The sequence below is a fragment of the Arthrobacter sp. 3Tela_A genome (assembly GCF_049311025.1).
Classification (GTDB): Bacteria; Actinomycetota; Actinomycetes; order Actinomycetales; family Micrococcaceae; genus Arthrobacter_B.
Map to the genome: position 1 here is coordinate 1 of NZ_JAXIOM010000035.1, position 23,497 is coordinate 23,497.

At 66.7% G+C, this 23,497-nt stretch carries 22 protein-coding genes and 1 riboswitch; of the genes, 12 read left to right on the forward strand and 10 right to left on the reverse strand.

Annotation, left to right across the window (positions count from 1 at the left end; all coding sequences use genetic code 11):
- Positions 1-77: 77 nt before the first annotated feature.
- Positions 78-557, reverse strand: coding sequence for a hypothetical protein (locus TVC13_RS11215; RefSeq protein WP_387011486.1), 480 nt, complete (start codon positions 555-557; stop codon positions 78-80).
- A 765-nt stretch (positions 558-1,322) separates the two neighbouring features.
- Here TVC13_RS11215 and TVC13_RS11220 point away from each other — a divergent pair.
- A complete protein-coding gene (locus TVC13_RS11220) occupies positions 1,323-2,804 on the forward strand; it encodes an aldehyde dehydrogenase family protein (protein WP_387011484.1) in 1,482 nt (493 codons plus the stop codon).
- Here TVC13_RS11220 and TVC13_RS11225 read toward each other — a convergent pair.
- Both TVC13_RS11225 and TVC13_RS11230 read right to left on the reverse strand, forming a co-directional pair.
- Positions 2,767-4,767, reverse strand: coding sequence for an FAD/NAD(P)-binding protein (locus TVC13_RS11225; RefSeq protein WP_055239847.1), 2,001 nt, complete (start codon positions 4,765-4,767; stop codon positions 2,767-2,769). The two genes, TVC13_RS11220 and TVC13_RS11225, sit on opposite strands and share 38 nt — an antisense overlap.
- Positions 4,768-4,831: 64 nt before the next feature.
- Positions 4,832-5,017, reverse strand: a complete 186-nt coding sequence (locus TVC13_RS11230; protein ID WP_055239846.1) for a hypothetical protein — start codon at positions 5,015-5,017, stop codon at positions 4,832-4,834.
- A 340-nt stretch (positions 5,018-5,357) separates the two neighbouring features.
- Between TVC13_RS11230 and TVC13_RS11235 the strand changes: the two genes are divergently transcribed.
- From TVC13_RS11235 to TVC13_RS11260, 6 genes are read left to right on the forward strand one after another with little or no spacing between them, the layout of a single operon-like run.
- Entirely contained in the window at positions 5,358-5,447 is a 90-nt protein-coding gene (locus tag TVC13_RS11235) for a potassium-transporting ATPase subunit F (RefSeq protein ID WP_422401289.1), read from the forward strand.
- Complete coding sequence (kdpA, locus tag TVC13_RS11240) at positions 5,447-7,108, forward strand: potassium-transporting ATPase subunit KdpA (protein WP_422401290.1); 1,662 nt, start codon at positions 5,447-5,449, stop codon at positions 7,106-7,108. The genes TVC13_RS11235 and kdpA overlap by 1 nt, the downstream gene beginning before the upstream one ends.
- 1 nt (position 7,109) lies before the next feature.
- Complete coding sequence (kdpB, locus tag TVC13_RS11245) at positions 7,110-9,275, forward strand: potassium-transporting ATPase subunit KdpB (protein ID WP_422401291.1); 2,166 nt, start codon at positions 7,110-7,112, stop codon at positions 9,273-9,275.
- 16 nt (positions 9,276-9,291) lie between these two features.
- Positions 9,292-9,888, forward strand: coding sequence for a potassium-transporting ATPase subunit KdpC (gene kdpC / locus TVC13_RS11250; RefSeq protein ID WP_387011478.1), 597 nt, complete (start codon positions 9,292-9,294; stop codon positions 9,886-9,888).
- A gap of 3 nt (positions 9,889-9,891) precedes the next feature.
- The gene (locus TVC13_RS11255) at positions 9,892-12,396 is read left to right on the forward strand and encodes a DUF4118 domain-containing protein (protein ID WP_422401292.1); all 2,505 of its coding nucleotides are present in this window, start codon (positions 9,892-9,894) and stop codon (positions 12,394-12,396) included.
- Positions 12,393-13,067 carry a response regulator gene (locus TVC13_RS11260; RefSeq protein ID WP_422401293.1) on the forward strand — a complete coding sequence of 225 codons (675 nt, stop codon included), beginning with the start codon at positions 12,393-12,395 and terminating at the stop codon, positions 13,065-13,067. The genes TVC13_RS11255 and TVC13_RS11260 overlap by 4 nt, the downstream gene beginning before the upstream one ends.
- Positions 13,068-13,079: 12 nt before the next feature.
- On the opposite strand, the gene TVC13_RS11265 is transcribed toward TVC13_RS11260, so the two are convergent.
- Genes TVC13_RS11265 through TVC13_RS11280 form a run of 4 tightly spaced genes read right to left on the reverse strand, consistent with a single transcriptional unit; the run spans position 13,080 to position 15,361 of the window.
- Entirely contained in the window at positions 13,080-13,862 is a 783-nt protein-coding gene (locus TVC13_RS11265; protein WP_422401294.1) for an ABC transporter permease, read from the reverse strand.
- Positions 13,859-14,653, reverse strand: a complete 795-nt coding sequence (locus TVC13_RS11270) for an ABC transporter ATP-binding protein (protein ID WP_422401295.1) — start codon at positions 14,651-14,653, stop codon at positions 13,859-13,861. The genes TVC13_RS11265 and TVC13_RS11270 overlap by 4 nt, the downstream gene beginning before the upstream one ends.
- Positions 14,650-15,030 (reverse strand): DUF1048 domain-containing protein, encoded by a 381-nt coding sequence (locus TVC13_RS11275; protein ID WP_422401296.1) that lies wholly within the window; start codon positions 15,028-15,030, stop codon positions 14,650-14,652. Before TVC13_RS11275 ends, TVC13_RS11270 begins: the two co-directional genes overlap by 4 nt.
- Positions 15,020-15,361, reverse strand: coding sequence for a PadR family transcriptional regulator (locus TVC13_RS11280; protein ID WP_422401297.1), 342 nt, complete (start codon positions 15,359-15,361; stop codon positions 15,020-15,022). Before TVC13_RS11280 ends, TVC13_RS11275 begins: the two co-directional genes overlap by 11 nt.
- 190 nt (positions 15,362-15,551) lie before the next feature.
- Between TVC13_RS11280 and TVC13_RS11285 the strand changes: the two genes are divergently transcribed.
- The 4 genes from TVC13_RS11285 to TVC13_RS11300 all read left to right on the forward strand — a co-directional run bounded on the left by TVC13_RS11285 (position 15,552) and on the right by TVC13_RS11300 (position 19,192).
- Complete coding sequence (locus tag TVC13_RS11285; protein WP_422401298.1) at positions 15,552-16,034, forward strand: MarR family winged helix-turn-helix transcriptional regulator; 483 nt, start codon at positions 15,552-15,554, stop codon at positions 16,032-16,034.
- Between the two features lie 46 nt (positions 16,035-16,080).
- Positions 16,081-16,170, forward strand: a riboswitch (TPP riboswitch).
- Positions 16,162-16,971, forward strand: a complete 810-nt coding sequence (thiM, locus tag TVC13_RS11290) for a hydroxyethylthiazole kinase (protein ID WP_422401299.1) — start codon at positions 16,162-16,164, stop codon at positions 16,969-16,971. Its footprint overlaps the riboswitch before it by 9 nt.
- The gene (thiE, locus tag TVC13_RS11295) at positions 16,968-17,651 is read left to right on the forward strand and encodes a thiamine phosphate synthase (RefSeq protein ID WP_422401300.1); all 684 of its coding nucleotides are present in this window, start codon (positions 16,968-16,970) and stop codon (positions 17,649-17,651) included. The genes thiM and thiE overlap by 4 nt, the downstream gene beginning before the upstream one ends.
- A complete protein-coding gene (locus TVC13_RS11300; protein ID WP_422401301.1) occupies positions 17,639-19,192 on the forward strand; it encodes a bifunctional hydroxymethylpyrimidine kinase/phosphomethylpyrimidine kinase in 1,554 nt (517 codons plus the stop codon). The genes thiE and TVC13_RS11300 overlap by 13 nt, the downstream gene beginning before the upstream one ends.
- A 21-nt stretch (positions 19,193-19,213) precedes the next feature.
- Here TVC13_RS11300 and TVC13_RS11305 read toward each other — a convergent pair whose 3' ends face one another.
- From TVC13_RS11305 to TVC13_RS11315, 3 genes are all read right to left on the reverse strand, one after another.
- Positions 19,214-19,885 (reverse strand): DUF6766 family protein, encoded by a 672-nt coding sequence (locus TVC13_RS11305; protein WP_422401302.1) that lies wholly within the window; start codon positions 19,883-19,885, stop codon positions 19,214-19,216.
- 87 nt (positions 19,886-19,972) lie between these two features.
- Complete coding sequence (locus tag TVC13_RS11310) at positions 19,973-20,389, reverse strand: hypothetical protein (protein WP_422401303.1); 417 nt, start codon at positions 20,387-20,389, stop codon at positions 19,973-19,975.
- 125 nt (positions 20,390-20,514) lie between these two features.
- A complete protein-coding gene (locus TVC13_RS11315; protein WP_422401304.1) occupies positions 20,515-21,144 on the reverse strand; it encodes a trimeric intracellular cation channel family protein in 630 nt (209 codons plus the stop codon).
- A gap of 173 nt (positions 21,145-21,317) precedes the next feature.
- Here TVC13_RS11315 and TVC13_RS11320 point away from each other — a divergent pair, with 173 nt between their 5' ends.
- Complete coding sequence (locus TVC13_RS11320) at positions 21,318-23,432, forward strand: prolyl oligopeptidase family serine peptidase (protein WP_422401305.1); 2,115 nt, start codon at positions 21,318-21,320, stop codon at positions 23,430-23,432.
- Positions 23,433-23,497: the final 65 nt, after the last annotated feature.

Below are 23,497 nucleotides of genomic sequence, written 5' to 3' on the forward strand. Positions count from 1 at the left end.
TTGGTTTCCTCGCCGGTTTTCCCGGTCGGGCCCGCGCCCCATCCCGGGGCGGGGCCCCGTCGTGGTTTTTTGGGTGGCTAGCTGCTGGTTATGAAGTAGAAGACCACACCCGCTGCCACCATAAAGCCCATGCCGGCCAGCCCCAGGCCCCTCAATTGTGCGGGGGTTGGCGGGTTTGTCCTGCGGACGACAGTCTGGATAAGCCCGAGTGCGCCGAACCCCAGGGCTATCAGCACCAGCACAATAAAAACGAGCACCAGCGGGTCGAATCCCTGACTCAAAGGATCAGGCCCGTCGTGGGCAGAACGTGCCATAACCCCGGTCAGGGACAGAATGACCAACACTGCTCCCATCACGATTCCGCCGAGGATCGGCAACAGGAGAGCTGCCTTCATACGCTCCGGGCCCGTGTCCACCTTCGTCGCGATCTTCTTCCCCAGAAAGAACTCAGGCTGGGAGCTGGCGAAACCGCTGATGGCGTCCCTCTTGCGAAAAGCGAAAATACAGGCGGCGGTCATCAGCGTTCCGATGATCAGTCCGGGCCAGGAAATGTCCACTCATCACTCCTCGTTGTTGGATGGCTGCGCGATGGACAGTCAAGACTGGTCGCATACCCACGAACTGCGGCCCATGCCGAACCTGCACATGAAGTCCGGGTCATTGATGTCGCCGCCATCCAGCACGAGCATTATCGCCAGTACCATGAGCGCCAGGCAGACGGCCGTGATGGTCCAGAACCGCTTCCAGCTCATGGCCCGACCCGCACTGGCGGCACCCCGGTCCTTGCAGGCAGGCTCACCTGAGTCGTTGCCTCCACCAGAATCCCCCGGGATACGAGACTGTGCCGGAACGGGCGCCCCGGCGGACCGAATCTAGCCCGCAAACCTCTGGCTGTCTGCTGTAGCCAGTACCTGAATTCCTACTCGTTGGCCGGCTGCTGCGGATTGGCCACCCGCGCGACCTGTGGCCCAGCCCGCCAAACCCTCGGTGACATAACGTCGTTTAGCCTCCATTTACGCAAACCCTAGGTGACTTGACGTCGCTAAAGTGGGCCCAAATCGACGTTTACTCCCCGAAGGTTTCGGCAGCCAGGCCCAAAGCGACGTTTACTCCCCGAAGGTTTCGGCAGCCAGGCCCAAATCGACGTTTACTCCCCGAAGCTTGAAGGCCCCTGCACCGAGCCAGGTTCCGCACCGCGGTCATGCACCGGCTGGAACGGACCAAACAGGCCAAGATTCCCGGACCAAACAGGGAACAAGAAGTAAGTATGCTTGGTTATACCCGGCATCGTCAGAAACGTACCCTCACAAAGGAGAACGCCCATGACCGCCGCCAACCCCGCAGCATCCGGCTGGATCCCGGCCAAGCAGTTCATCGCCGGAGAATGGCGCGAAGGCCGTTCACACAAAGCATCCCCGGACACGAACCCCTACACCGGCGAAGAACTCCTGACCCTGCAGCTGGCCTCCAGCGAAGACCTCGACGATGCATACCGCAGCGCGCAGGAAGCCCAGCCGGACTGGGCCGCCACTCCCCCGGCCGAACGCCGCCGCATCTTGGAGCGTGCCGCCGACATCCTGGAAGAACGGCGCGATGAAATCGCCGCCTGGCTCGCAGCTGAATCCGGCAGCACAGCGGTAAAGGCCGCGATCGAGATCGACTCGGCAACTGCCATCACCCGAGAATCTGCGTCCTTTCCCCACCGCGTCCACGGCCAGATCCTTGATTCCGATATCCCCGGCAAGGAAGACCGCGTCTACCGCGGCCCGCTCGGCGTCGTCGGCGTCATCAGTCCCTGGAACTTCCCGCTCCACCTCTCCCAGCGTTCCGTGGCACCCGCCCTTGCACTTGGCAACGCCGTCGTTCTTAAGCCGGCAAGCGACACACCGGTCACCGGCGGCCTGCTGATTGCCAAGGTCTTTGAGGAAGCAGGGCTGCCGGCCGGCGTGCTGAGCGTAGTGGCCGGCGCCGGCTCCGAAATCGGTGATGCCTTCGTGGAGCACCCCGTCCCGTCCCTGATTTCGTTTACGGGCTCGACGGCGGTGGGCAAGAACGTGGGCGCCCTCGCCGCGAGCGGTGACCACCTCAAGTACACGGCGCTTGAACTCGGCGGCAACGGCCCGTTCGTGGTCCTGGCTGATGCCGATGTGGACCAGGCCGTCCGTGCCGCGGTAATGGGCAAGTTCCTGCACCAGGGACAGATCTGCATGGCAATCAACCGGATCATCCTTGAGGACTCCATCCATGACGAGTTCGTGGAGAAGTTCACCCAGCACGTACGGTCATTGCCCGTGGGCGATCCCTCGGATCCGAAGACCGTGATCGGCCCGATCATCAACGCCAAGCAGCTCGAAGGCCTGGAAACCAAGATCAACCAGGCCAAGGAAGAAGGTGCTGAAACCGTCCTGGAAGGCAGCACCAACGGGCAGGTCCTCAGCCCGTGGATCTTCACCGGCGTCACCCAGGACATGGAGCTGGCACGCGAGGAGATCTTCGGCCCGATCGCAGGCATCCAGCGCGCACGCGACGCCGCTCATGCACTGGAACTGGCCAACGCCACCCCGCAGGGCCTCTCCGGCGCAGTCTTCACCGCCTCAGCCGAGGGCGGGCTGCAGTTCGCCCGGAAGCTGCAGGTGGGCATGGCCCACGTGAATGACATGCCTGTCCATGATGAAGTGCACGTAGCCTTCGGCGGGGTGAAGAACTCCGGCCTGGGTCGGTTCAACGGCGAGTGGGCCGTCGAGGAGTTCACTCAGGACCAGACAGTCACGCTCCAGCACGAACCGCGTCAGTACCCGTTCTAGCGGGCTCCTGCCGGTCCCGGGGCAGTCCGGGGCCGGCCAGGAGCGCCGCAGCAATGTCATCGGCGTCGCGCAGGGTCCGGGAACCGGCTGAGGCCGGGGCTCCGGATTCCGCGGCGATCGCGGTGCCCCATTGCACCGAGGAGAGCTGCAGGCCCAGGACGTAGAGGTTCTCCTGGGGTTTGCCCTTGACGTCCAGCGGACGGTACGGCGGCAGTGAAACATCCAGCCCCGGCGTAAGGACGGGCGTGCCGTTGGGCGCCATCATCACCTTGGGCCGGGCTTCCCCGCGGTGCAGCAGATCCGCCAGCAGTGGTGAGAGCGTTGCGTTGACCCGGTTGGGCGGCATCATCGCCTCCACGAGGGTGGTGGCCGCGTACTCACCTGCTACCCAGGGAGAAGACGCGGTGAAGACGGCGCGGGCTTCATCGACGTCGAAACGCGGGTCCGGACCCACAAAGTGGACCAGCCCTGCGCGCACCAGGGCGGCGAGCTGTTCGATCCGTTCCGGCGGCGGCCCGGAGGCCAGCCCCTCCACCAGGGGTTCAAACCAGCCGCGCAGTTCAGTGAGCCAGGATTCCTCCGCCAGTCCGCCGTCGGCCACTACTGCCTTCAGCAGGGAACGGCCGGCGTTCAGCGCACCGATGGCCATCTTCAGCGGGTCGTCCTCGCCCTTCGCGGAGCCGGCAGCGTCGTCCTCCAGATAGCGCAGGATTTCTGCGTCCAGGTCCTCGGGACCGGCGAACGGACGCCGGCCCAGCGGCTGGGCCAAAGCTTCCAGGCTGGCCCGCTGGTCCGACGGCACGCAGCGCGCCAGGACTTCTTCCTTTGCGGCATCCCAGTCCGGGCCGGCCACATTGAGCGCGGCTTCCAGCTCAGCGAGGAAGTCGTCAGCCGGGATTGTGAGGCAGTCCGGGGTGGTCCGCGCCAGGGTTGAGTAGTAAGCCCACACGGCATCGCGGTGCAGCAGCGGCCAGAGGTCGTGGTCGAACCCGGGCTGGATGCCTTCCGCGGCAAACCTCCCGGCAGTTTCCTGGGTAAACCAGCGCAGGGTCACGCTGCGCGGCACATAACTCTCGAGTTTTGCCTTGGCACGGTACGGGGTGCCGCGGCGCGAGGCGGCCACCAGCACCGGTTCCCGGCCGGAAGGCTCGTAGCGCAGGGCACGGCCCGCGGGCTCCCCGGTTGGCACAAACACTCCGCCGCGGCCCAGGGTCACATGCGCCATGATGTCAAAGAAGTTCAGTCCCAGGCCGCGGACCAGCACAGGTTCCCCGGCGGGCAGCACGGAGAAGTCCGCGTCCGAGGGAACGGCCGGGGGCAGGTACTGCAGCCCCAGCCGGGAGGCGGCATCGCTAAGCCGGTTCTGCTCGGGCGTGAGGGCTGCCGGCAGATGGCCCAGGGCGAGGACCACGGCGTCCGCAGCCAGCGGGTCCTCCCCCGCCAGTTCAATGACAAACCCGGTGCCCAGACGCTGCAGCGACAGGGCTTCGGCCCGGTGATGGACAACGACGGCGCCCGCCTGGGCGGCAGCATCCGCCAGATGCGCGTAGGTCCATTCCAGATACCTGCCGTACAGGGCGCGGCTGGGGAAGTCGGCAGGGCCAAGGCAGGCGATTTCCTCCCGGTCCCCGGCGCTCAGCGCAGGTGCCGGGTCCTGGGCCATCAGGCGCACCCACTGTCCCAGCGAGAGCCCTGTGGCTGAGGGAGCGAGTTCTTCGGCTGTCCGCCCAGCGGGGACCACCGTAGGGAAAAGGCAGGGGGTGTTCATCAGGAACTGCCGGGACTGGCTGGTCCGCCACACATGCCCGGGCCCCGGGTTGAACGGATCAACCATGCTGACCTGCAGCACAGGCCGGTCCGCAGCCGGCAGTTCCAGGTAGCGGGCAAGCAGCCGGTCAAGGACCGAGACACCGCGCGGACCGGCACCGATCACGGCAACGCGGAGGGTTTGGCCTTTGTCCATCCTTCTAGGGTATCCGCCGGCCAGCGCTGACCTGCGCGGACCTTTGTCCCGGACCAGGTCCGGCTCATGCGAACGTCAGGAAAACAAACACTGCCGCCACGAACACTCCCAGGATCCAGAACCAGCGGTTGACCCGTTTGCGGCCCTGGACATCCTCCACCGGGATACGTGAGCCGCGGAAGATGAGCACTATCAGGATCACGGCGGCGATGATCCCGGCCAGCGGGAGCAGCAGGGTGAGGATCGACACGATGACTCCAAGGGGAAACTAGCGGCTCCGGGTGCGGAAAACACTACGGGCTGTGCCATGCCCCGCGGAACGGCAGCACCGGCCAGCCGACCTCCCAGGGCCCGAACCGCAGGGAATTCGTTATGGTCTGCCTGCCTGGCGTTAGGAATCCGTGAGGATTCCCCAAACACCCCGGCACGGGGTTTCTACTCGTTTCGGCGCTTCACGGCGCCCTCCTTCCGGACCGGTGGGAGCACGAACGAGTTTGTTGGGGGCACCCCTTGCTGGATGTACTGATAGTCGCGGGAACGGCGGCGTTCTTCGCCGGACTGGCCCTGCTGGCGCGGGCGGTGGAGAAGCTGTGAACGTCTTCGACTACGCTGCGCTGATCCTGGCTGCCGTCTCGGCGGTCTACGTGCTGGCTGCACTCCTGCGGCCGGAGAAATTCTGATGGCGGGCTGGCTGGCGCTCGGCCAGTTCCTCGCCGTCGCCCTGTTCCTTGCCCTGGTACACCGTCCGCTGGGCGACTACATGGCTCACGCCTATACCTCGCAGAAGGACCTGGCTGCCGAACGCGGCGTGTACCGGGTGCTGGGCGTCGCCCCGCGCTCGGGGCAGCCCTGGCAGTCCTATCTTCGGTCGGTCCTGGTGTTCTCGGCGCTGGGTGTGCTGGCGCTCTATCTGCTGCAGCGGCTCCAGCCGCTGCTTCCCGCTTCCCTGGGACTGCCCGCTGTTCCGGAGGGCCTGTCCTTCAACACCGCGGTGTCCTTCGTAACCAATACCAACTGGCAGTCCTACTCGCCCGAAGCCACCATGGGCTACGCCGTCCAGGCCACGGGCCTGGCGGTCCAGAACTTCCTGTCCGCCGCCGTCGGGCTCTGCGTGGCCATTGCCCTGGTGCGGGGCTTCGCTGGCCGCGGGGCCGTGACCATCGGCAATTTCTGGGTGGACCTGACCCGGTCCCTCACCCGCATCCTGCTGCCGGGTGCGGCAGTGGGAGCCGTGATTCTGCTGCTGGGCGGGGTCATCCAGAACTTCACCGGCTTCACCGAGGTTTCAACCCTGGCCGGAGGCACCCAGAGCATCCCGGGCGGCCCGGTGGCCACGCAGGAAGCCATCAAGCTGCTGGGCACCAACGGCGGCGGGTTCTTCAACGCGAACTCCGCCCACCCGTTCGAGAACCCAACCGCGTTTACCAACCTGGTCTCCGTGCTGCTGATGCTCATCATTCCGTTCTCGCTGCCGCGCACGTTTGGCGCCATGATCGGTGACCGCAGGCAGGGGTACGCCATCCTCGCCGCCATGGCGGGCATCTTCGTCCTGTCCCTGGCTGCCATGACGGCGTTTGAGTTCGCTGCAGCCAACGGGACCGCCGGTGCCATGGAGGGCAAGGAAACCCGCTTTGGCGTCGCCGGCTCCACCCTGTTCGGCAGCACCAGCACCCTGACCTCCACCGGTGCCGTGAACTCCATGCATGACAGCTTCGGGGCCCTCGGCGGCATGATGGCCATGCTGAACATGATGCTCGGCGAGATTGCCCCGGGCGGTGTGGGTTCCGGGCTCTACGGCATGCTGGTGCTGGCCGTTGTCGCGGCCTTCATTTCCGGGCTGCTGGTTGGCCGGACTCCCGAATACCTGGGCAAAAAGATCGGGCCCCGGGAGATCAAGCTCGCGTGCCTGTACGTGCTGACCATGCCCGCGCTGGTCCTCGCCGGTACGTCCCTGAGCTTCGCCCTGCCCGGCATCCGCGCGGAAATCGAAAACACCTCCATGCTGAACAGCGGCCCGCATGGCTTCAGTGAGGTGCTCTACGCGTTCACCTCCGCGGCCAACAACAACGGTTCGGCCTTCGCCGGGCTGACCGCCAATACACCGTGGCTGAACACTGCACTGGGCCTGGCCATGCTGCTCGGCCGCTTCCTGCCGATCATCTTCGTCCTGGCGCTCGCCGGAACCCTGGCCGTGCAGGGCAAGGTGCCGGTGACAGCCGGAACCCTTCCCACGCACCGGCCCCAGTCGGTGCTGATGCTCAGCGGCGTTACCGTGCTCGTCACTGCTCTTACGTTCTTTCCCGTACTCGCGCTGGGTCCCCTGGCAGAAGGACTGATCTGACATGTCCATCCTCACCAAACACCGCCCCGAACCGGGCAGCGTCCCGGCCCAGTCCACACCCCGCCCGGCTGCCCCAGCCGGCTTCAGCTGGCAGCAGGCGGCGAAGGCCTTCCCTGTTGCTTTAGCCAAACTCGATCCGCGCCGGATGTGGCACACACCGGTCATGTTCGTGGTCGAAGCCGGCGCAGCCCTCATCACCGTGATCGCCATTGCTGAATCCTTCACCGGCGGGTCCCCGGAATCCGGAGGCTCCCCGGTGCCCGCCGGATTCACCTGGCTGATTGCTATCTGGCTCTGGCTGACCGTGCTGTTCGCGAACCTCGCGGAAGCTGTGGCCGAAGGCCGCGGCAAGGCACAGGCGGCCTCGCTGCGGGCCACCCGCAGCACCACGGCTGCCCGGCGGGTCAGCGGGTACGATCCGGCCTCAGACCCGGCCGCGCTGAACGCCGCTGTGGAAGACGTGGCGTCGGCAGACCTGGTGCTGGGCGACGTCGTTGTAGTCACCGCCGGTGAAGTCATTCCCGGTGATGGAGACATCATCGAAGGCATCGCCTCCGTCGATGAGTCGGCCATTACCGGCGAATCCGCTCCGGTGGTGAGGGAATCAGGCGGCGACCGGTCGGCGGTCACCGGCGGTACACGGGTGCTTTCGGACCGGATCGTCGTCCGGATCACCAGCCGCCCGGGTGAGACTTTCGTGGACCGGATGATCTCCCTGGTGGAAGGAGCCGCGCGCCGGAAAACCCCCAACGAGGTGGCACTGGACATCCTGCTCTCCACCCTCACCCTGGTCTTCCTGCTGGTGGTGCTGACCCTGAATCCGATGGCCGGATACGCCGGAGCCGTGATCAGTGTTCCCGTGCTCACCGCCCTGCTGGTCTGCCTGATCCCCACCACCATCGGTGCCCTGCTCTCGGCCATCGGAATCGCCGGCATGGACCGCCTGGTGCAGCACAATGTGCTGGCAATGTCCGGCCGTGCGGTCGAGGCTGCCGGAGACGTAACCACCCTGCTGCTGGATAAGACCGGCACCATCACGTACGGCAACCGCCAGGCCGCCGAGTTCTACCCGGTGGCCGGAGCGCGGCAGGAGGAACTGATCCGGGCTGCCGCACTGTCCTCGGCACTGGATCCCACTCCGGAGGGAAGGTCCATCGTGGAGCTGGCTGCCTCCCGCGGCGTGGCGGCAGAACCGGCCCCCGGCGCGGCGGGGATCCCGTTCACAGCCCAGACCCGAATGAGCGGACTGGATTTCGAGGACGGCTCCAGTGTGCGCAAGGGCGCCGGGTCTGCGGTTCTGGACTGGGCGGCCGAGTCCGGAGGCATCGCCGTCGACGTCCTCTCCGACCTCACGTACCGGGTGGACACGGTCTCCGCCGCAGGCGGCACCCCGCTGGTGGTCGCAGAGCGGGACGCAGCGGGCGTGGCCCGGATCCTCGGCGTGGTCTACCTCAAGGACGTGGTGAAACAGGGCCTGAAGGAACGTTTTGCCGAGCTGCGCCGGATGGGCATCCGAACGGTGATGGTGACCGGCGACAATCCCCGCACCGCCAAAGCCATTGCTGCCGAAGCCGGGGTGGACGACTACCTGGCCGAAGCCACACCGGAGGACAAAATTGCCCTGATCCGCAGGGAGCAGGAAGGCGGCCGGCTGGTGGCCATGACCGGCGACGGCACAAACGATGCACCCGCACTGGCCCAGGCCGATGTAGGCGTCGCCATGAATACCGGCACGTCTGCGGCCAAGGAAGCCGGCAACATGGTGGACCTGGATTCGGACCCCACCAAGCTGATCGACATTGTGCGGATCGGCAAGCAGCTGCTCATCACCCGCGGCGCGCTGACCACCTTCTCCATCGCCAACGACGTCGCCAAGTACTTCGCGATCATTCCGGCCATGTTCATGGGGCTATTCCCCGGGCTGGCGGTCCTGAACATTATGGGCCTGCACTCCCCCGCCTCGGCGATCCTTTCCGCGGTGATCTTCAACGCCGTCGTGATCCTGGCCCTGATCCCGCTGGCCCTGCGCGGTGTGAAGTACCGCGCCGCCGGGGCTTCGGGCATCCTCAGCCGCAACCTGCTGGTCTTCGGCGTTGGCGGAGTGGTGGCCCCGTTCCTCGGCATCAAGCTGATTGACCTTGCCGTTTCCCTGCTTCCCGGCTTCTAGAACCAAAGGACCCGTTATGACCATGCTTCGTTCCACAGGCCGGCAGTTCGCCGTTGCCGCCAAGGCCCTGGCACTCTTCACCCTGCTGCTGGGCATCGCCTACCCGCTGCTCGCCACCGCAGCGGCCCAGACCGCCGCCGGACACCTGGCCAACGGTTCCCCCGTCAGCGCCGGGGGAAATGTCACCGGCTCCGCCCTGCTCGGGCAGTCCTTTACGGACAGCTCCGGCGCGGCCCTGCCCGAATGGTTCCAGTCCAGGCCCGGGACGTACGACGGCGCTGCCTCCGGCGGCAGCAACCTGGGCCCGTCCAGCCCCCAGCTGGCCGAGACGGTCCAGGCACGCCGGGAGGCCGTTGCCTCACTGGAATCGGTGCCGGAAGGGGATGTCCCCGCAGATGCGCTCGCAGCATCCGCGTCCGGTCTGGACCCGCACATCAGCCCGGACTACGCCTACCTCCAGGTGGCGCGGGTGGCGGAAACACGGGAGCTGCCCGAGCACGCCGTCCGCGCCCTCGTGGATGCCGCCGTCGCCGGCCGCGCCGCTGGAATCCTGGGCGAGCCAACCGTAAACGTGTTGGAACTGAACATCGCCCTGCAGGAGCTGGACACTTAACGGATGACACGAGGAGAGCTCCGGGTGTTCCTGGGCGCAGCCCCTGGTGTGGGCAAGACCTACACCATGGCCGAGGAAGGCCACCGCCTGGCAGGCGAGGGCCGGGACGTGGTGGTGGCCGTGGTGGAAACCCATGGCCGCGCCGGCACCGCCGCCGTCGTCCGGGGCCTGGAACAGGTGCCCCGGCGCAACGTGGAGCACCGGGGCCTGGTGCTGGAGGAACTGGACCTGTCCGCCGTGCTGGCCCGGCAGCCGGAGTACGCGCTGGTGGATGAACTGGCGCATACCAACGCTCCAGGGCTGGAAAACGCCAAGCGCTGGCAGGACGTCCAGGCACTGCTGTCCGCCGGGATCAATGTGCTCTCCACGGTGAACATCCAGCACATCGAGTCGCTCAACGACGTAGTGGAAGGCATCACCGGCACTGTTCAGCGCGAAACGGTGCCGGACAGCGTGCTGCGGGCAGCCGACCAGATTGAACTGGTGGACATTGCCCCGGAACTGCTGCGCGGCCGCCTGGCTGAGGGAATTGTCTACCCGGCCGCACGGGTGGATGCAGCCCTGTCCAACTACTTCCGCGTGGGAAACCTGACCGCACTGCGCGAGCTGGCCCTGCTGTGGCTGGCTGACGAGGTGGACAGTGCCCTGAACCGGTACCGGACGCAGAAGGGCATCCGCAGCAAATGGGAGGCCCGCGAGCGCGTGGTCGTGGCGCTCACCGGCGGACCGGAGGGGCAGACCCTGCTGCGGCGCGGCGCCCGGATCGCTGCCCGCTCCGCAGGCGGGGAGCTGCTGGCCGTGCATGTGACCAACCCGGACGGGCTGCGCGAAAGCCACCCGGGGGAACTGGCCGTGCAGCGGGCACTGGTGGAGAAACTCGGCGGCAGCTTCCACCAGGTGGTTGGCGTCGACATCCCGGGCGCGCTGGTGGATTTCGCCCGCTCTGCCAACGCGACGCAGCTGGTCATCGGCGTCAGCCGCCGGGACAGGCTGAAGGCACTGTTCGGCGGGCCCGGCATCGGTGCAACCGTGATCCGCCTGTCCGGAGACATCGACGTGCACATTGTGAACCACGGTGCCGCGGGCGGGCACCGCGGGCTGCCGCGCCTGGGCGGCGCCCTGAGTGCCCGACGGCGTGCGGCCGGGTTTGCCCTTGCCCTGGCCGGAGGCCCGCTGCTCACCTGGCTGCTGGTAGGGGTCAGCACCCCGGAGTCGATCACCAGCGACGTGCTGGCCTACCAGCTGCTGGTGATCCTGGTGGCACTGGCCGGAGGGATCTGGCCGGCACTGTTCGCCGCACTCCTCTCCGGGGTAACCCTGGACTACTTCTTCATCCAGCCGCTGCACACCGTGACAGTGTCAGAACCGCTTCACCTGTTCGCCCTGGTGCTCTACGCAGCCAACGCCATGCTGGTCTCCTTTGTGGTGGACCGTGCCGCCCGCCGGTCCCGGGCAGCCAGGCGCGCGGCGTCGGAATCGGACCTGCTGGCTTCCGTGGCCGGCAATGTCCTGCGCGGCGAAGACGCCGTGGAAGCCCTGGTGGGCCGGGTGCAGGAGGCCTTCAACCTCGACGCCGCCCGGCTGCGGTCCGACGACACGGAGCTGGCGGTGGCCGGCAGCGTTTCCGGCCAGCCCGCGCATAAGGTACCCGTCGGCGCTGCCGTCCTGGAGCTGTACGGCAGTGTTCCGGCAGCAGCGGACCGGCGGCTGCTCGAAGTCATCGCGGCCCAGCTCGGCGCGGCACTCGATTACCGCGACCTCTCCGCCCGGGCCGAAGGACTGGTGCCGCTGGCAGCAGCCGACCGGGTCCGCACGGCACTGCTTGCCGCCGTCGGGCACGACCTGCGCCGGCCCCTGACGGCCGCAACCGCGGCCGTCACCAGCCTGCGGGCCCAGGATGTGGCCTGGAGCGAACAGGACAGGGAGGAACTGCTGGCCACCGCTGAAGAATCGCTGCAGACCCTCTCCGCTCTGGTCACCAGCCTGCTGGACGTCAGCAGGCTCCAGGCCGGAGTGCTGGCAGTTTCCCTCGCGCCGCTGGAGGCCGCGGATGCCGTCCTGCCTGCGCTGGAGGAACTGCGGCTGGGTCCGGGGCAGGTGCAGCTGGACCTCCCGGCGGGCCTTCCACCAATCCTGGGCGACGCCGTGCTGCTGCAGCGGGTGCTGGTTAACGTGCTGGCCAACGCCATGCGGTTCTCCCCACCGCAGGAGAAGGTGGTGCTGGCCGCGAGCGAGTTCGGCGGGAAAGTTGAAATCCGCGTCATAGACTGCGGACCTGGGATTTCCCCGGAACGCGGAGATGAAATGTTCGTTCCCTTCCAGCGGCTGGGAGACACCGACAACCAGACTGGACTGGGGCTGGGCCTGGCTGTCGCAAAGGGATTCATGGAAGGCATGGGCGGAACCCTGGAAACGGAGAAAACACCAGGCGGCGGACTCACTATGGTCCTGGGCCTGCCGGCTGCACAGGCGGACCAGCCTGCAGATGCTGCGGCGGCGGCATTGTGAGGATCCTGCTGGCGGACGACGACGTCCAGATCCTCCGTGCCCTGAAGATTACCCTGGCAGCGTACGGCTATGAAGTGGTGGCTGCCTCGGACGGCGCGGCTGCCGTGCGGCGGGCGGTGGATTGCCACCCCGACCTCATGGTCCTGGACCTCGGGATGCCCGGGCTCAGCGGCATGGAAGTCATTGAAGCGGTCCGTGGCTGGAGCACCATGCCGATCCTGGTGATCTCCGGCCGGTCCGACTCTGCGGAGAAGGTCCGGGCGCTGGATCTGGGCGCCGATGACTACGTGACCAAGCCCTTCTCCGCCGAAGAGCTGCTGGCACGGATCCGTGCCCTGAAACGGCGGACCGGTTCCGCACCGGACAGCCCGGCTGTTCTTTTCGGTGACGTCTCGGTGGACCTGGCTGCCCGCCGGGTTTCCCGGATCAGCGACGGAAGCTCAATCCGGCTCACACCTACTGAATGGCATTTACTCGCGGCGCTGCTCCGGCGCCCGGGCCATCTGCTGACCCAGGGCCAGCTCCTGACCGATGTGTGGGGTCCGGGCACCTCGGATTCCGGGTACCTGCGCCTGTACATGGCTCAGCTGCGGCGGAAGCTGGAGCCGGACCCGTCCCATCCGGTCCACTTCCTGACCGAGCACGGTATGGGCTACCGGTTCCAGCCCTAGGGGGTTCCGGTTCTAGGCTGCAGCTCCCCGGCTGATCCGCCTCCGGTACACCGCGGCTGAAACGGCGCACGCCGCAACAAGGATGCCCAGGCACCAGGCGAGGGCGGTCCAGATGTCCGGCCCCACCGGCTGCCCGGCGAAGATGTCCCGGATGGTGTTGACGATCGCGGTCACCGGCTGGTTCTCCGCGAACCAGCGCACCGGTCCGGGCATCGTGTCCGTCGGAACAAAAGCGGAGCTGACAAAGGGCAGGAAGATCAGCGGATAGGAGAACGCGCTGGCGCCCTCCACTGATTTAGCGCCCAGGCCCGCGACCACCGCAACCCAGGTGAGTGCGAGCGTGACCAGCGTCAGCATGCCGGCTACGGCCAGCCATCCCGCCGGACCGGCTCCGGTACGGAAGCCCATCAGCAGGGCCACTCCGATCACCAGCGCCAGGGACAGCAGGTTGGCCACCAGTGAGGTCAGCACGTGGGCCCAGAGCGCACTCGACCGGGCGACCGGCATTGACTGGAAGCGCTCAAAGACGCCGCTCTGCAGGTCTGTGAACAGCCGGAACGCGGTGTAGGCCACCCCGGAAGCCACGGTTATCAGCAGGATTCCGGGCAGCATGTAATCGATGTACTCCGTAGCGCCGGTGTTGATGGCACCGCCAAAAACGTAGACGAACAGCACCATGATGGCCACCGGCATGACAGCCGTGGTGATGATGGTGTCCGGGCTGCGCAGAATGTGGCGAAGCGAGCGCCCCGTCAGCACAGTGGTATTGCCGTAGAAATTCGCTGCCGCCGTCATCGTCTTTCCCTCTCATGTCCTGCGGCACCCGCGGAGCCGGTAAGTGCCAGGAAAACGTCCTCGAGTGTCGGCTGTTTCTCCACGTACTCGACCTGCGGCGCAGGAAGGAGCTGCCGGAGTTCCGCGAGGGTGCCGTTGGCAATGATTTCCCCGCCGTGCAGGACCGCGATGCGGTCTGCCAGCTGTTCGGCTTCTTCCAGGTACTGCGTGGTGAGCAGCACCGTGGTTCCCTGCCCTGCGAGCTGCCGAACTGTCTCCCACACCTCCAGGCGCCCCTCCGGATCCAGTCCGGTTGTTGGCTCGTCCAGGAAAACCACCTCCGGGCTCCCGATCAGGCTCATGGCAATGTCCAGCCGCCGGCGCATGCCGCCGGAGTACGTGGCAGCTTTCCGCCCTCCGGCGTCAGCCAGGGAGAAGCGTCTCAGGAGCTCGTCCGCTACCAGGCCCGGCTTGGGAACCTGCCGCAGCCGGGCTACCAGCATCAGGTTTTCCCGTCCGCTGAGAACGTCGTCGACGGCGGCGAACTGGCCGGTGAGGCTGATTGCTGCGCGGACCTCTGCGGCCTGGGCTGCGACGTCGAACCCCGCCACTTCCGCGGTACCGGAATCCGGGCGCAGAAGCGTGGCAAGAATCCGGATCAGGGTGGTCTTCCCGGCCCCGTTGGAGCCGAGCAGGGCGAAGACAGTGCCGGGAGCCACCTCGAACTCCACTCCGCGCAGAACCTGCAGGTCCTTGAAAGCCTTGTGGAGGTCCTGGACGCGAACGGCCTGCACCGCGGGCTGCCCACTCATGGCTCCCCTCCCCCGGTGCTGCCCCCGCCCTCAAGCTCAGCTTTCTCGATGGCCTGGTTAAGCCGCTCCCGCTCCTTGTTGATCCACTGGGCGTCGGAGTAGTTCCGCAGGAAGACCTCCGCGAACTCCACCGGGTCTTCGCCCACGATCGTCCGGACCGGGGTTCCGTCTGCTGCGCCCTGCTCGAACAGATCGGCCAGGTCCTCGTACATGGCAACCATGACGTCACCCCGGGTCAGGGCACCGGCGTACATGAGGTACCGTTCCACAGCCTCGGCCGCCGTGCGGTATCCCGGCGGCAGGGCCTTTACCCGGTTTTTGTACTCCCGCCAGCGGCGCTTGTCGCCGAAGTCCCCAAGAATCTTCTCAACCCACATGAGTGTTTCCCTCCTCGCGGAGCTGTTCCAGCCGTTCCGAGAGGAAGCTCCAGGTCCTCCAGAACTCGTTGAGGTAGTCCTGCCCCGGGCCGGTGAGTGAGTACATTTTCCGCGGGGGTCCCTTTTCAGAGGGGACCTTCACCACGTCCACAAGCCCGCGCTGCTCAATCCTGATGAGCAGCGCATAAACAGTGCCCTCGGCAATGTCTGTGAAGCCCTCGTCCCGCAGCCAGGCGGTAATTTCATACCCGTAGGCGGATCGGCCGGAGAGGAAAGCAAGCACAATGCCCTCCAGTACCCCTTTCAGCATTTCCGTCGCCTGCCTGCCCATCGAACCCTCACTACCTAGCGTTGCTGACTACCACTACCTAGTAGGAATGAGTACTCACTGGAATGCAAGCTGTTCCGGGTAATTTTTCCCTGCATCCGGCCCAGACCCTGCCAACACATTAGGTGACATGACAGAACAGTGGCCGTGTAGAACATCTACGGGCCAGCATTACCGGGCTAGGATGTTCCCCATGACTACAGGCAGCACCACAGCAATACCCGGAGGCCTCGGATGGGATTTGGCCGTGGTGGCGGGCTGTTACCAAGCCCGCCTGCAGTCAGCGCTGGAGGGGACACCGGGCGGGCTGCGCGGATTTCAGGTGCTCTCAACGGTGGTTCATTTTGACCCGCCGAACCAGCAGGCACTCGGGGCACATCTGGGAATCGACCGGACTGTGCTGACCTACCTGATTGACGAGCTGGCGGAGGCCGGGGACGTGGAACGGGTTCCTGATCCCGCGGACCGCCGGGCCCGCAAAGTCGTCGCCACCAAGGCCGGCCGCCAACGCCTGGCCGCCTGCGAGGAGCAGGTCGCCGCTGCGGAGTCCGGCATGCTCGCCGGACTGGAACCCGCAGACGCCAGCCTGCTTCGCACCCTCCTGCACCGCCTGGCAGGCCAGGCCCACCAGCCGGCGTCGGGCAGTAATCCCTGCGCAGCCATGGACACTGTCTAGCTCCGCGTCCGGCTGGCCATTTGCCCGCTGACTTCGTAGAGTCAGCTGTAGTGACACGGGGTGCCGCAAGGCTGAGATGAGACCCGTCGAACCTGATCTAGTTAGAACTAGCGAAGGGATGTCGCCGATGACTATTGGCCTGACACCATTTTCTGTATCCACCCTCCTTTCCCGCGTGCGCAGCGAACCGCCGCTGGTGCAGTGCCTGACCAACACAGTGGTCACCAACTTCACCGCCAACGTCCTCCTCGCCCTCGGCGCAGCCCCGGCCATGACGGACATTCCGGGTGAAGCCGGGCCTTTTGCCCGCATCGCCTCGGGGGTTCTGATCAATCTGGGCACCCCGCATGCCGAACAGCGCACGGCCATACTGGAGGCCGCAGCAGCGGCAAACGATGCCGGCACACCCTGGGTCCTGGATCCCGTGGCTGTCGGCAGCCTCCCGGTCCGCACTGCCCTCGCCGCCGAGCTGCTGGCACTGCGTCCCACCGCCGTACGAGCCAACGCTTCCGAGGTCATGGCCCTGGCCGGGCTGGGCGCGGGCGGACGGGGCGTGGACGCCACGGACAATCCGGAGGATGCCCTTCCCGCAGCCGAACTCCTGGCGGCGAAGTACGGCTGCGTCGTGGCGGTCTCCGGGCCCACGGACGTCATCACCGACGGTGAATCAACCCTTCGGATCAGCAACGGCAGCGCGCTGCTGACCAAGGTGACCGGCGGGGGCTGCGCCCTCGGCGCCGTGACGGCCGCGTTCCTCGCCGCCGCGGACGACGGCGGCGACCTCACCGCCACGGCGGCAGCCACCGCCGCATACACGATCGCCGCGCAGCAGGCTGCACCCGTGTCGGCAGGACCGGGGTCGTTTGCCCCGGCATTCCTGGACGCCCTGGCCAGCCTCTCCGCCGAAGACATCCACAACCTGCTGGTGACGGCATGAGCGCCGGCATGCAGTCCGAACTGCTCCGGCGGCCCCGGGCCCTGGCCAGGAACACCGGCATCTACCTGGTCACTGATGCGGCGCAGTGCGGGGACCGGGGCGTCGCCGCTGTTGCCGCAGCCGCCGTCGGGGTGCGCACCGTGCAGGTCCGGGAAAAGCACGCCTCCGCCGCGGAGTTCTACGCCCAGGTGCTGGCCGTCGCACACGCCGTCGGTGACCGCGCCCTTGTGCTCGTCGATGACCGGGTGGACATTTACCTCGCCGCCCGGGCAGCCGGCGCCCGGGTGCACGGAGTCCACGTTGGTCAAAGCGACCTGCCCGCCGCCTCCGTCCGCTCACTGGTCGGCCCCGGCGCCGTCGTAGGCCTCACCGCCAACACGCCCGCCCACCTCGACTCCGTACGGGACCTGGCACCGGGAACGGTGGACTATCTCGGCGCCGGAGTCATCCATCCCACCAGCACCAAGCCGGACCATCCTGCCCCGCTGGGCGTGGACGGGTTCCGGTCCTTTGCGTCTGCGGCTCCGGTCCCGTGCGTGGCAATCGGCGGGATCGGTCTGTCCGACATCCGGGACCTGCGGGCCGCCGGAGCGTCCGGCGCCGCCGTCGTTTCCGCTATTTGCACCGCCGCCGATCCGCGCCGCAGCGCCGAGGAACTGGTGGCGGCATGGGAGAGCTGAGCGTCCGGAATGTCCCTCGGATCCTGAGCATCGCCGGAACGGATCCCACGGGCGGGGCCGGGATCCAGGCGGATCTGAAGTCGATCGCTGCCAACGGCGGATACGGCATGGCTGTGGTCACGGCACTTGTTGCGCAGAACACCCACGGGGTCCGCTCCGTGCATACCCCGCCTGCCGGGTTCCTTCGCGAACAGCTGGACGCGGTGAGCGATGACGTGATTATCGATGCGGTGAAAATCGGCATGCTGGGCAGCGCCGAGGTCGCCCGGATGGTGGGTTCCTGGCTGGCGGACGTCCGGCAGCCGGCCGTGGTGCTGGATCCGGTGATGGTGGCCAGCAGCGGTGACCGCCTGCTCAGCCCCGACGCCGAAGATGCCCTTCGCGGGCTGTTGCACCAGGTGGACCTCGTGACGCCGAACCTGCCGGAGCTGGCTGCGCTGCTGGAGGAAGAGCCGGCGCAGAACTGGGACGAGGCATTGGAGCAGGGACGCCGTCTTGCCGGCGAGTATGACACGGCTGTGCTGGTGAAGGGTGGGCACCTGGCGGGAACTGCGGCACCGGATGCGCTGGTAATGCCCGACGGCGAGCGCGGATTCACGATCTCGGCGTTCAGTTCCGTGCGGGTAGACACCAAGAACACCCACGGCACCGGCTGCTCGCTCTCTGCCGCACTGGCTACCCTGTTCGCCCGGACCGGTAACTGGGCACACGCGCTGGAGGGCGCCAAAGCCTGGCTGCAGGAAGCCCTTGAAACCGCTGACTTGCTGGAGGTGGGAACCGGGCATGGTCCGGTGAACCATTTCCACGGGGTCTGGGAGCGCGGACTCGTACCACTGCCTGCGCCGGCAGGATCCGGTGTTCCGCCGGCCGGCGAGCGCACCGCGGACCTCTGGTCGGGGACCGCGGATGTGCGGGCGCGGATCGCCCGCCTGGACTTCGTCCGCGGTCTGGGCGACGGGAGCTTGGACCGCGGGGCCTTCTCCCGCTATTTGGCCCAGGACGCAATCTACCTGCGGGGATATGCCCGTGCCCTGGCCCGTGCCAGCGAGCTGGCTCCAACGCTCCAGGAGCAGCTGTTCTGGGCAGAAAGTGCCAGCGGCGCGCTGGAAGCTGAACTGGATCTTCACCGGAACTGGCTTCATGCCAATGCTGGACGCGGCGGCGCCGTCGGGCATCTTCCTGCGGACCCCGCCGAGGGCCTGGTCGCGATGCCGGTGACCCGGGGTTACCTGGACCATCTGCTGGGACCTGGCCGGAATGCAGGGAACCGGATCGAGTACGCACGGCTGGTGGGCGCGGTGGTTCCCTGCTTCTGGGTCTACGCGGACGCGGGCGCGGCGCTTGCCGCCGGAAACCACCTGGCCCATCCCTATCGGGAGTGGCTGAACACCTACGCCGATCCGGCGTTTGCGGCCGCTACTGCCCGTGCGGTTGGCATTCTGGAGGATGTGCTTTCCGGGGACGATGTCCAGCGGCGTGCGGCTGAGGAAGCGTTCGTATTGTCAGTGCAGTGGGAACATGACTTCTTCGCAGCCGGCTAACCGGCGGCTGAGACGCGCCTGCTAGCCTTCAACGTCCGTCTCCGTGTGGGCGGCACCCACCGGTTTCGATTCCGGTGAGCCCCGCTGCCGAAGGTAGACAGCCAGGATGACCATTGAGGCGACGGCCAGGAACTCCGACTGCCAGTTCTGCAGGGTCCTCCCCCAGAATTCCGGGGACAGCACGTATTCGCCCCATGTCCCCGGGTCCTGCAAATTCCCGAGCTGCTGTTCCGCGAACGCACTGAATCCCGCTACCGACTGGGCAAACCAGGAGAGCAGAAAGATTCCGCCCATCACGGCAGCAAGGGAGTTCGAATACAGCCGGGTACGCCAGCCGCCGGCACGTGCCCACGACGGCGAATCGGGGTGGGCGTGCTCCCCCATCTGCTGGTCCTGGTCTGTTTCAAGGCCTTCCCTGCCGATTTTCTTCGATTCTGGGGAACCCTTCTGCACAAACCAGACAGCTGCCACGATCAGCAGCAGGAACTGCAGGAATTCTGACTGCCAGTTCTCAGCCACATCGACGGCAAAGCTGGACGTAGTGATGTACTGCCAGATACTGACATGTTCCAGTCCAGCTGCGGTCTGCTGTTCATTGAACAGTGCCACACCTGCGAGCGCCTGACCGGCAAGCGAAAGCAGGAACAGCACGAAGAACACGATGAACAGCCCGTTGTGCTTGAGTGTTTTCACCGCTGCAGCACCCCCACCGTGATCATGTAGGCAAGCCCGGCGGCGATAAAGGCCAGGCAAAGGATGAACGCCCACCGTGCGCGCATCTCAGTCTCCCTCGATCAGGCAGCTGTAGGGGCGTTCTCCGCGCGGCGTACAGCCTGCGGCCATGACTTTCCAGGTGCCGTTCGAGAGTGTCAGGAATACGGTGTCCGCTTCGAACACCACCTGGGCGTTCCGCCCGAAGGCCTGGCTTGTGACCGGCATCCCAGGAGAAGCGAGGGACACAGCAGCGAGTTTGTCGATGCAGGGCTGTTCCCCGCCGCCTTCTGCCTGTTGGCTGTCCTCGAGCGTGGCGGGGGCCAGCATGCTGCATGCCTGTGCGTAATCCCCTGCCTGTACAGCGGAATAGAACTTTTCTGCAGCCTGCTCCGCGCCGGGAGGCCCCGCGCCCTCCCCGCTGCAGGCGGCAACGCCCAGCAGGAGCACCAGACCGGGCACAGCTTTCACCAGGGTGCGAAACACGGATCCTCCCGCTTCTCGATTCCTGCAATTACCCTAGGCCACCGCGCTGCGGGCCTGCGACGGTCCGGGAAGATGGCGTGGCTGACCGCCGTCGCGGCGGACTTTTCACCGGAGCAGAACCGGGGCTAGGACTCGTCCGTAACGGCAGCGGTGCGGCCTGCCAGCGGTATCCGCCAGCCGTAGCGGAGCGAAAGGATCCGCAGGGTGAAGACCAGCGCAGCCACCGACATGCCCACAACCGCGTTATAGACGCCCACGGCTGAGAAGAAGGACACCAGGCCAGCCCCCAGAAGGGCAGGGATCGCGTAGACGCCGTTGGGGTTGAACACCTGCGGTACTTCGTTGGCAACCACATCGCGCAGCAGGCCTCCGCCTACGGCCGTCGTGACACCCAGGAGGGCGGCAGACACGGGGGGCAGTCCGGCGGCGAGTGCAGTCTGTGTTCCGGTAACGCAGAAGAGGGCCAGGCCGGCGGCGTCGAAAACCAGAAGCGTGCGGCGGTAACGCTGGACTCCCAGTGCATGGACAAAAACAAGCAGTGCGGCCAGCACGGGCGGAGCCAGGTACACCGGATTCATGAAGGCCTGGGGGACACCCTGTCCAATGATCAGGTCCCGCATCACTCCGCCGCCGAGTCCGACCAGGGATCCGAGCATCAGCGAGCCAACAATGTCGAAGTTTCGCCGGGCCGCCAGCAGGGATCCGGAGACCGCGAAGAAGAAGACCCCGGCCAGGTCAAGAATCAGCAGCGTCATGCCCGGACCTCGGAGCTGCGGCGCCGGCGGCTAACAAGAGACATGTGGGTCCTTTCTCGCACCGGGAACGGCATGGAGTCCATCATGCCCGCAGGAACGCCTGCAGGCGCGCAGGCCATTCAACCGTGGCACCCGCGGAGACCTGTGTCACCATCCGCCCCTAGGATGGGCTCATGACTTCCGCGAGCGCAGAAACCCCACAGGACACCGAGGACGAATTCCTCTGGCTGGAAGATATCTATGGGGACAGGCAGCTGAACTGGGTAAAGGCGCAGAACGCCGAGACCGAAGCGCTGCTTTCCGCCACCGGCTTCGAACAGACCGAAGAGCGGCTGCTTGAAGTCCTGGACTCCACCGACCGCATCCCCATGGTGGTCAAGCGCGGGGACTGGTACTACAACTTCTGGCGGGACGCGGAGCACCCCAAGGGCCTCTGGCGTCGCACCACCTGGGAGAGCTACACAGGTGCCGCCACCGCGTGGGAAGTCCTGCTGGACGTAGACGGCCTCAGCACCGAAGAAGGCACGGACTGGGTCTGGGGAGGGGCACGGTTCCTCCGCCCGGAGGACGGAACGTCCTACCGCCGCGCCCTGGTGATCCTCTCCCCGGACGGCGGGGATGCCTCCCGCTACCGGGAGTACGACGTCGTGGACCGCGCCTTCGTGCCCGGCGGCTTCGACCTGCCCGTAGCAAAGACCCAGGTGTCCTGGGCCGGACCGGACACCCTGTACGTCGCCTCGGACTTCGGCCCCGGCAGCATGACCACTTCCTCCTACCCCCGCACGGTCCGTACCCTGCAGCGAGGCGAAGAACCGGGCGCTGCCGCACTGTACTTCGAGGTCCCCGAGGACCACATGATGGGCTACGTCCACCACGACCAGACCCCTGGCTTCGAGCGGGACGTGGCTGTGGACATCATCGACTTCTACGACAGCATCACCTACCTGCGGCAGGACGGGAACTGGACCCGGATCGATGTGCCGCTGGACGTCAGCGTGGACCTGCACCGCCAATGGCTGGTGATGCGCCCGCGCACGGACTGGCTGGTGGGCGAAACCCTGCACAAGGCCGGTTCGCTCCTGGCTGCGGACCTGGCGGACTTCCTGGCGGGCAACCGGAACCTGCGCACCCTGTTCACCCCCGAGCCCACGGTGTCGCTCCAGTCCTGGAGCTGGACCCGCGACTACCTGCTGCTGAACCTGCTGCGCGACGTCTCCTCCGAGATCCAGGTACTGGATCCGGCCGCGGACTGGGCGGCGGCGGAACTCGATGCCTGCCCGCCCCTGCACTCCGTGGATGCCTACGCCGTGGACGATGAAGACGAGGCAGCCGGAAACGACTATTGGCTGGTCAGCACCGGTTTCACCACCCCGTCCACACTGTCCCGCGGCACCCTGGGCAAACCAGGAGAAGCCGCCTCCCCGGTCAAGACCTCCCCGGCCTTCTTCGATGCCTCCGGCTGCACGGTGGAGCAGCACTTCGCCGTGTCCAAGGACGGCACCCGGGTTCCGTACTTCCAGGTGGGCCACAAGGGCATGGTGCTCGACGGCGGGAACCCCACTGTGCTGTCCGGTTACGGCGGATTCGAGCAGGCACTCACCCCTGCCTACTCCGGCGTGGTGGGACGCGGCTGGCTCGAGCGCAGCTACACGGACGAATCCGGTGTCCTTCGGCGCGGTGTCTATGTGCTGGCCAACATCCGCGGCGGCGGCGAGTACGGGCCGGACTGGCACCGGGCAGCCCTGCAGCAGAACCGGCACCGGGCCTACGAGGACTTCGCCGCGGTGGCGCAGGACCTCACCTCGCGCGGTGTCACTTCCCGCGAGCACCTGGGCTGCACCGGGCGCAGTAACGGCGGCCTGCTGGTGGGCAACATGCTCACCCTGTACCCGGAGCTCTTCGGTGCCGTGTCCTGCGGTGTGCCACTGCTGGACATGCGCCGGTACACCAAGCTCTCCGCGGGTGCCTCATGGATCGCCGAGTACGGCGACCCGGATGATCCGGAACAGTGGGAGTTCATCAAGACGTTCTCCCCGTACCATCTGCTCCGTGAAGACGTGCAGTATCCGCCGGCCCTGATCTGGACTGCCACCAGCGATGACCGGGTGGGTCCCGTCCAGGCCCGGAAAATGGCTGCCCGGATGAAGGCGCTGGGCGTGGACCGGGTCTGGTTCCACGAAGCACTGGAGGGCGGCCACGCGGGCGCTGCGGACAACCGCCAGTCCGCCCGGATGCACGCCATGTCCTACGAGTTCCTCTGGGAAGCGCTGACCGGCCGCCTGTCCTGAACCTGTTTTGCCGAAAGCCCCCCGTTGTGGGTAGTCTTGACAGGCTGGCAGCGTGAGTTTGCCAG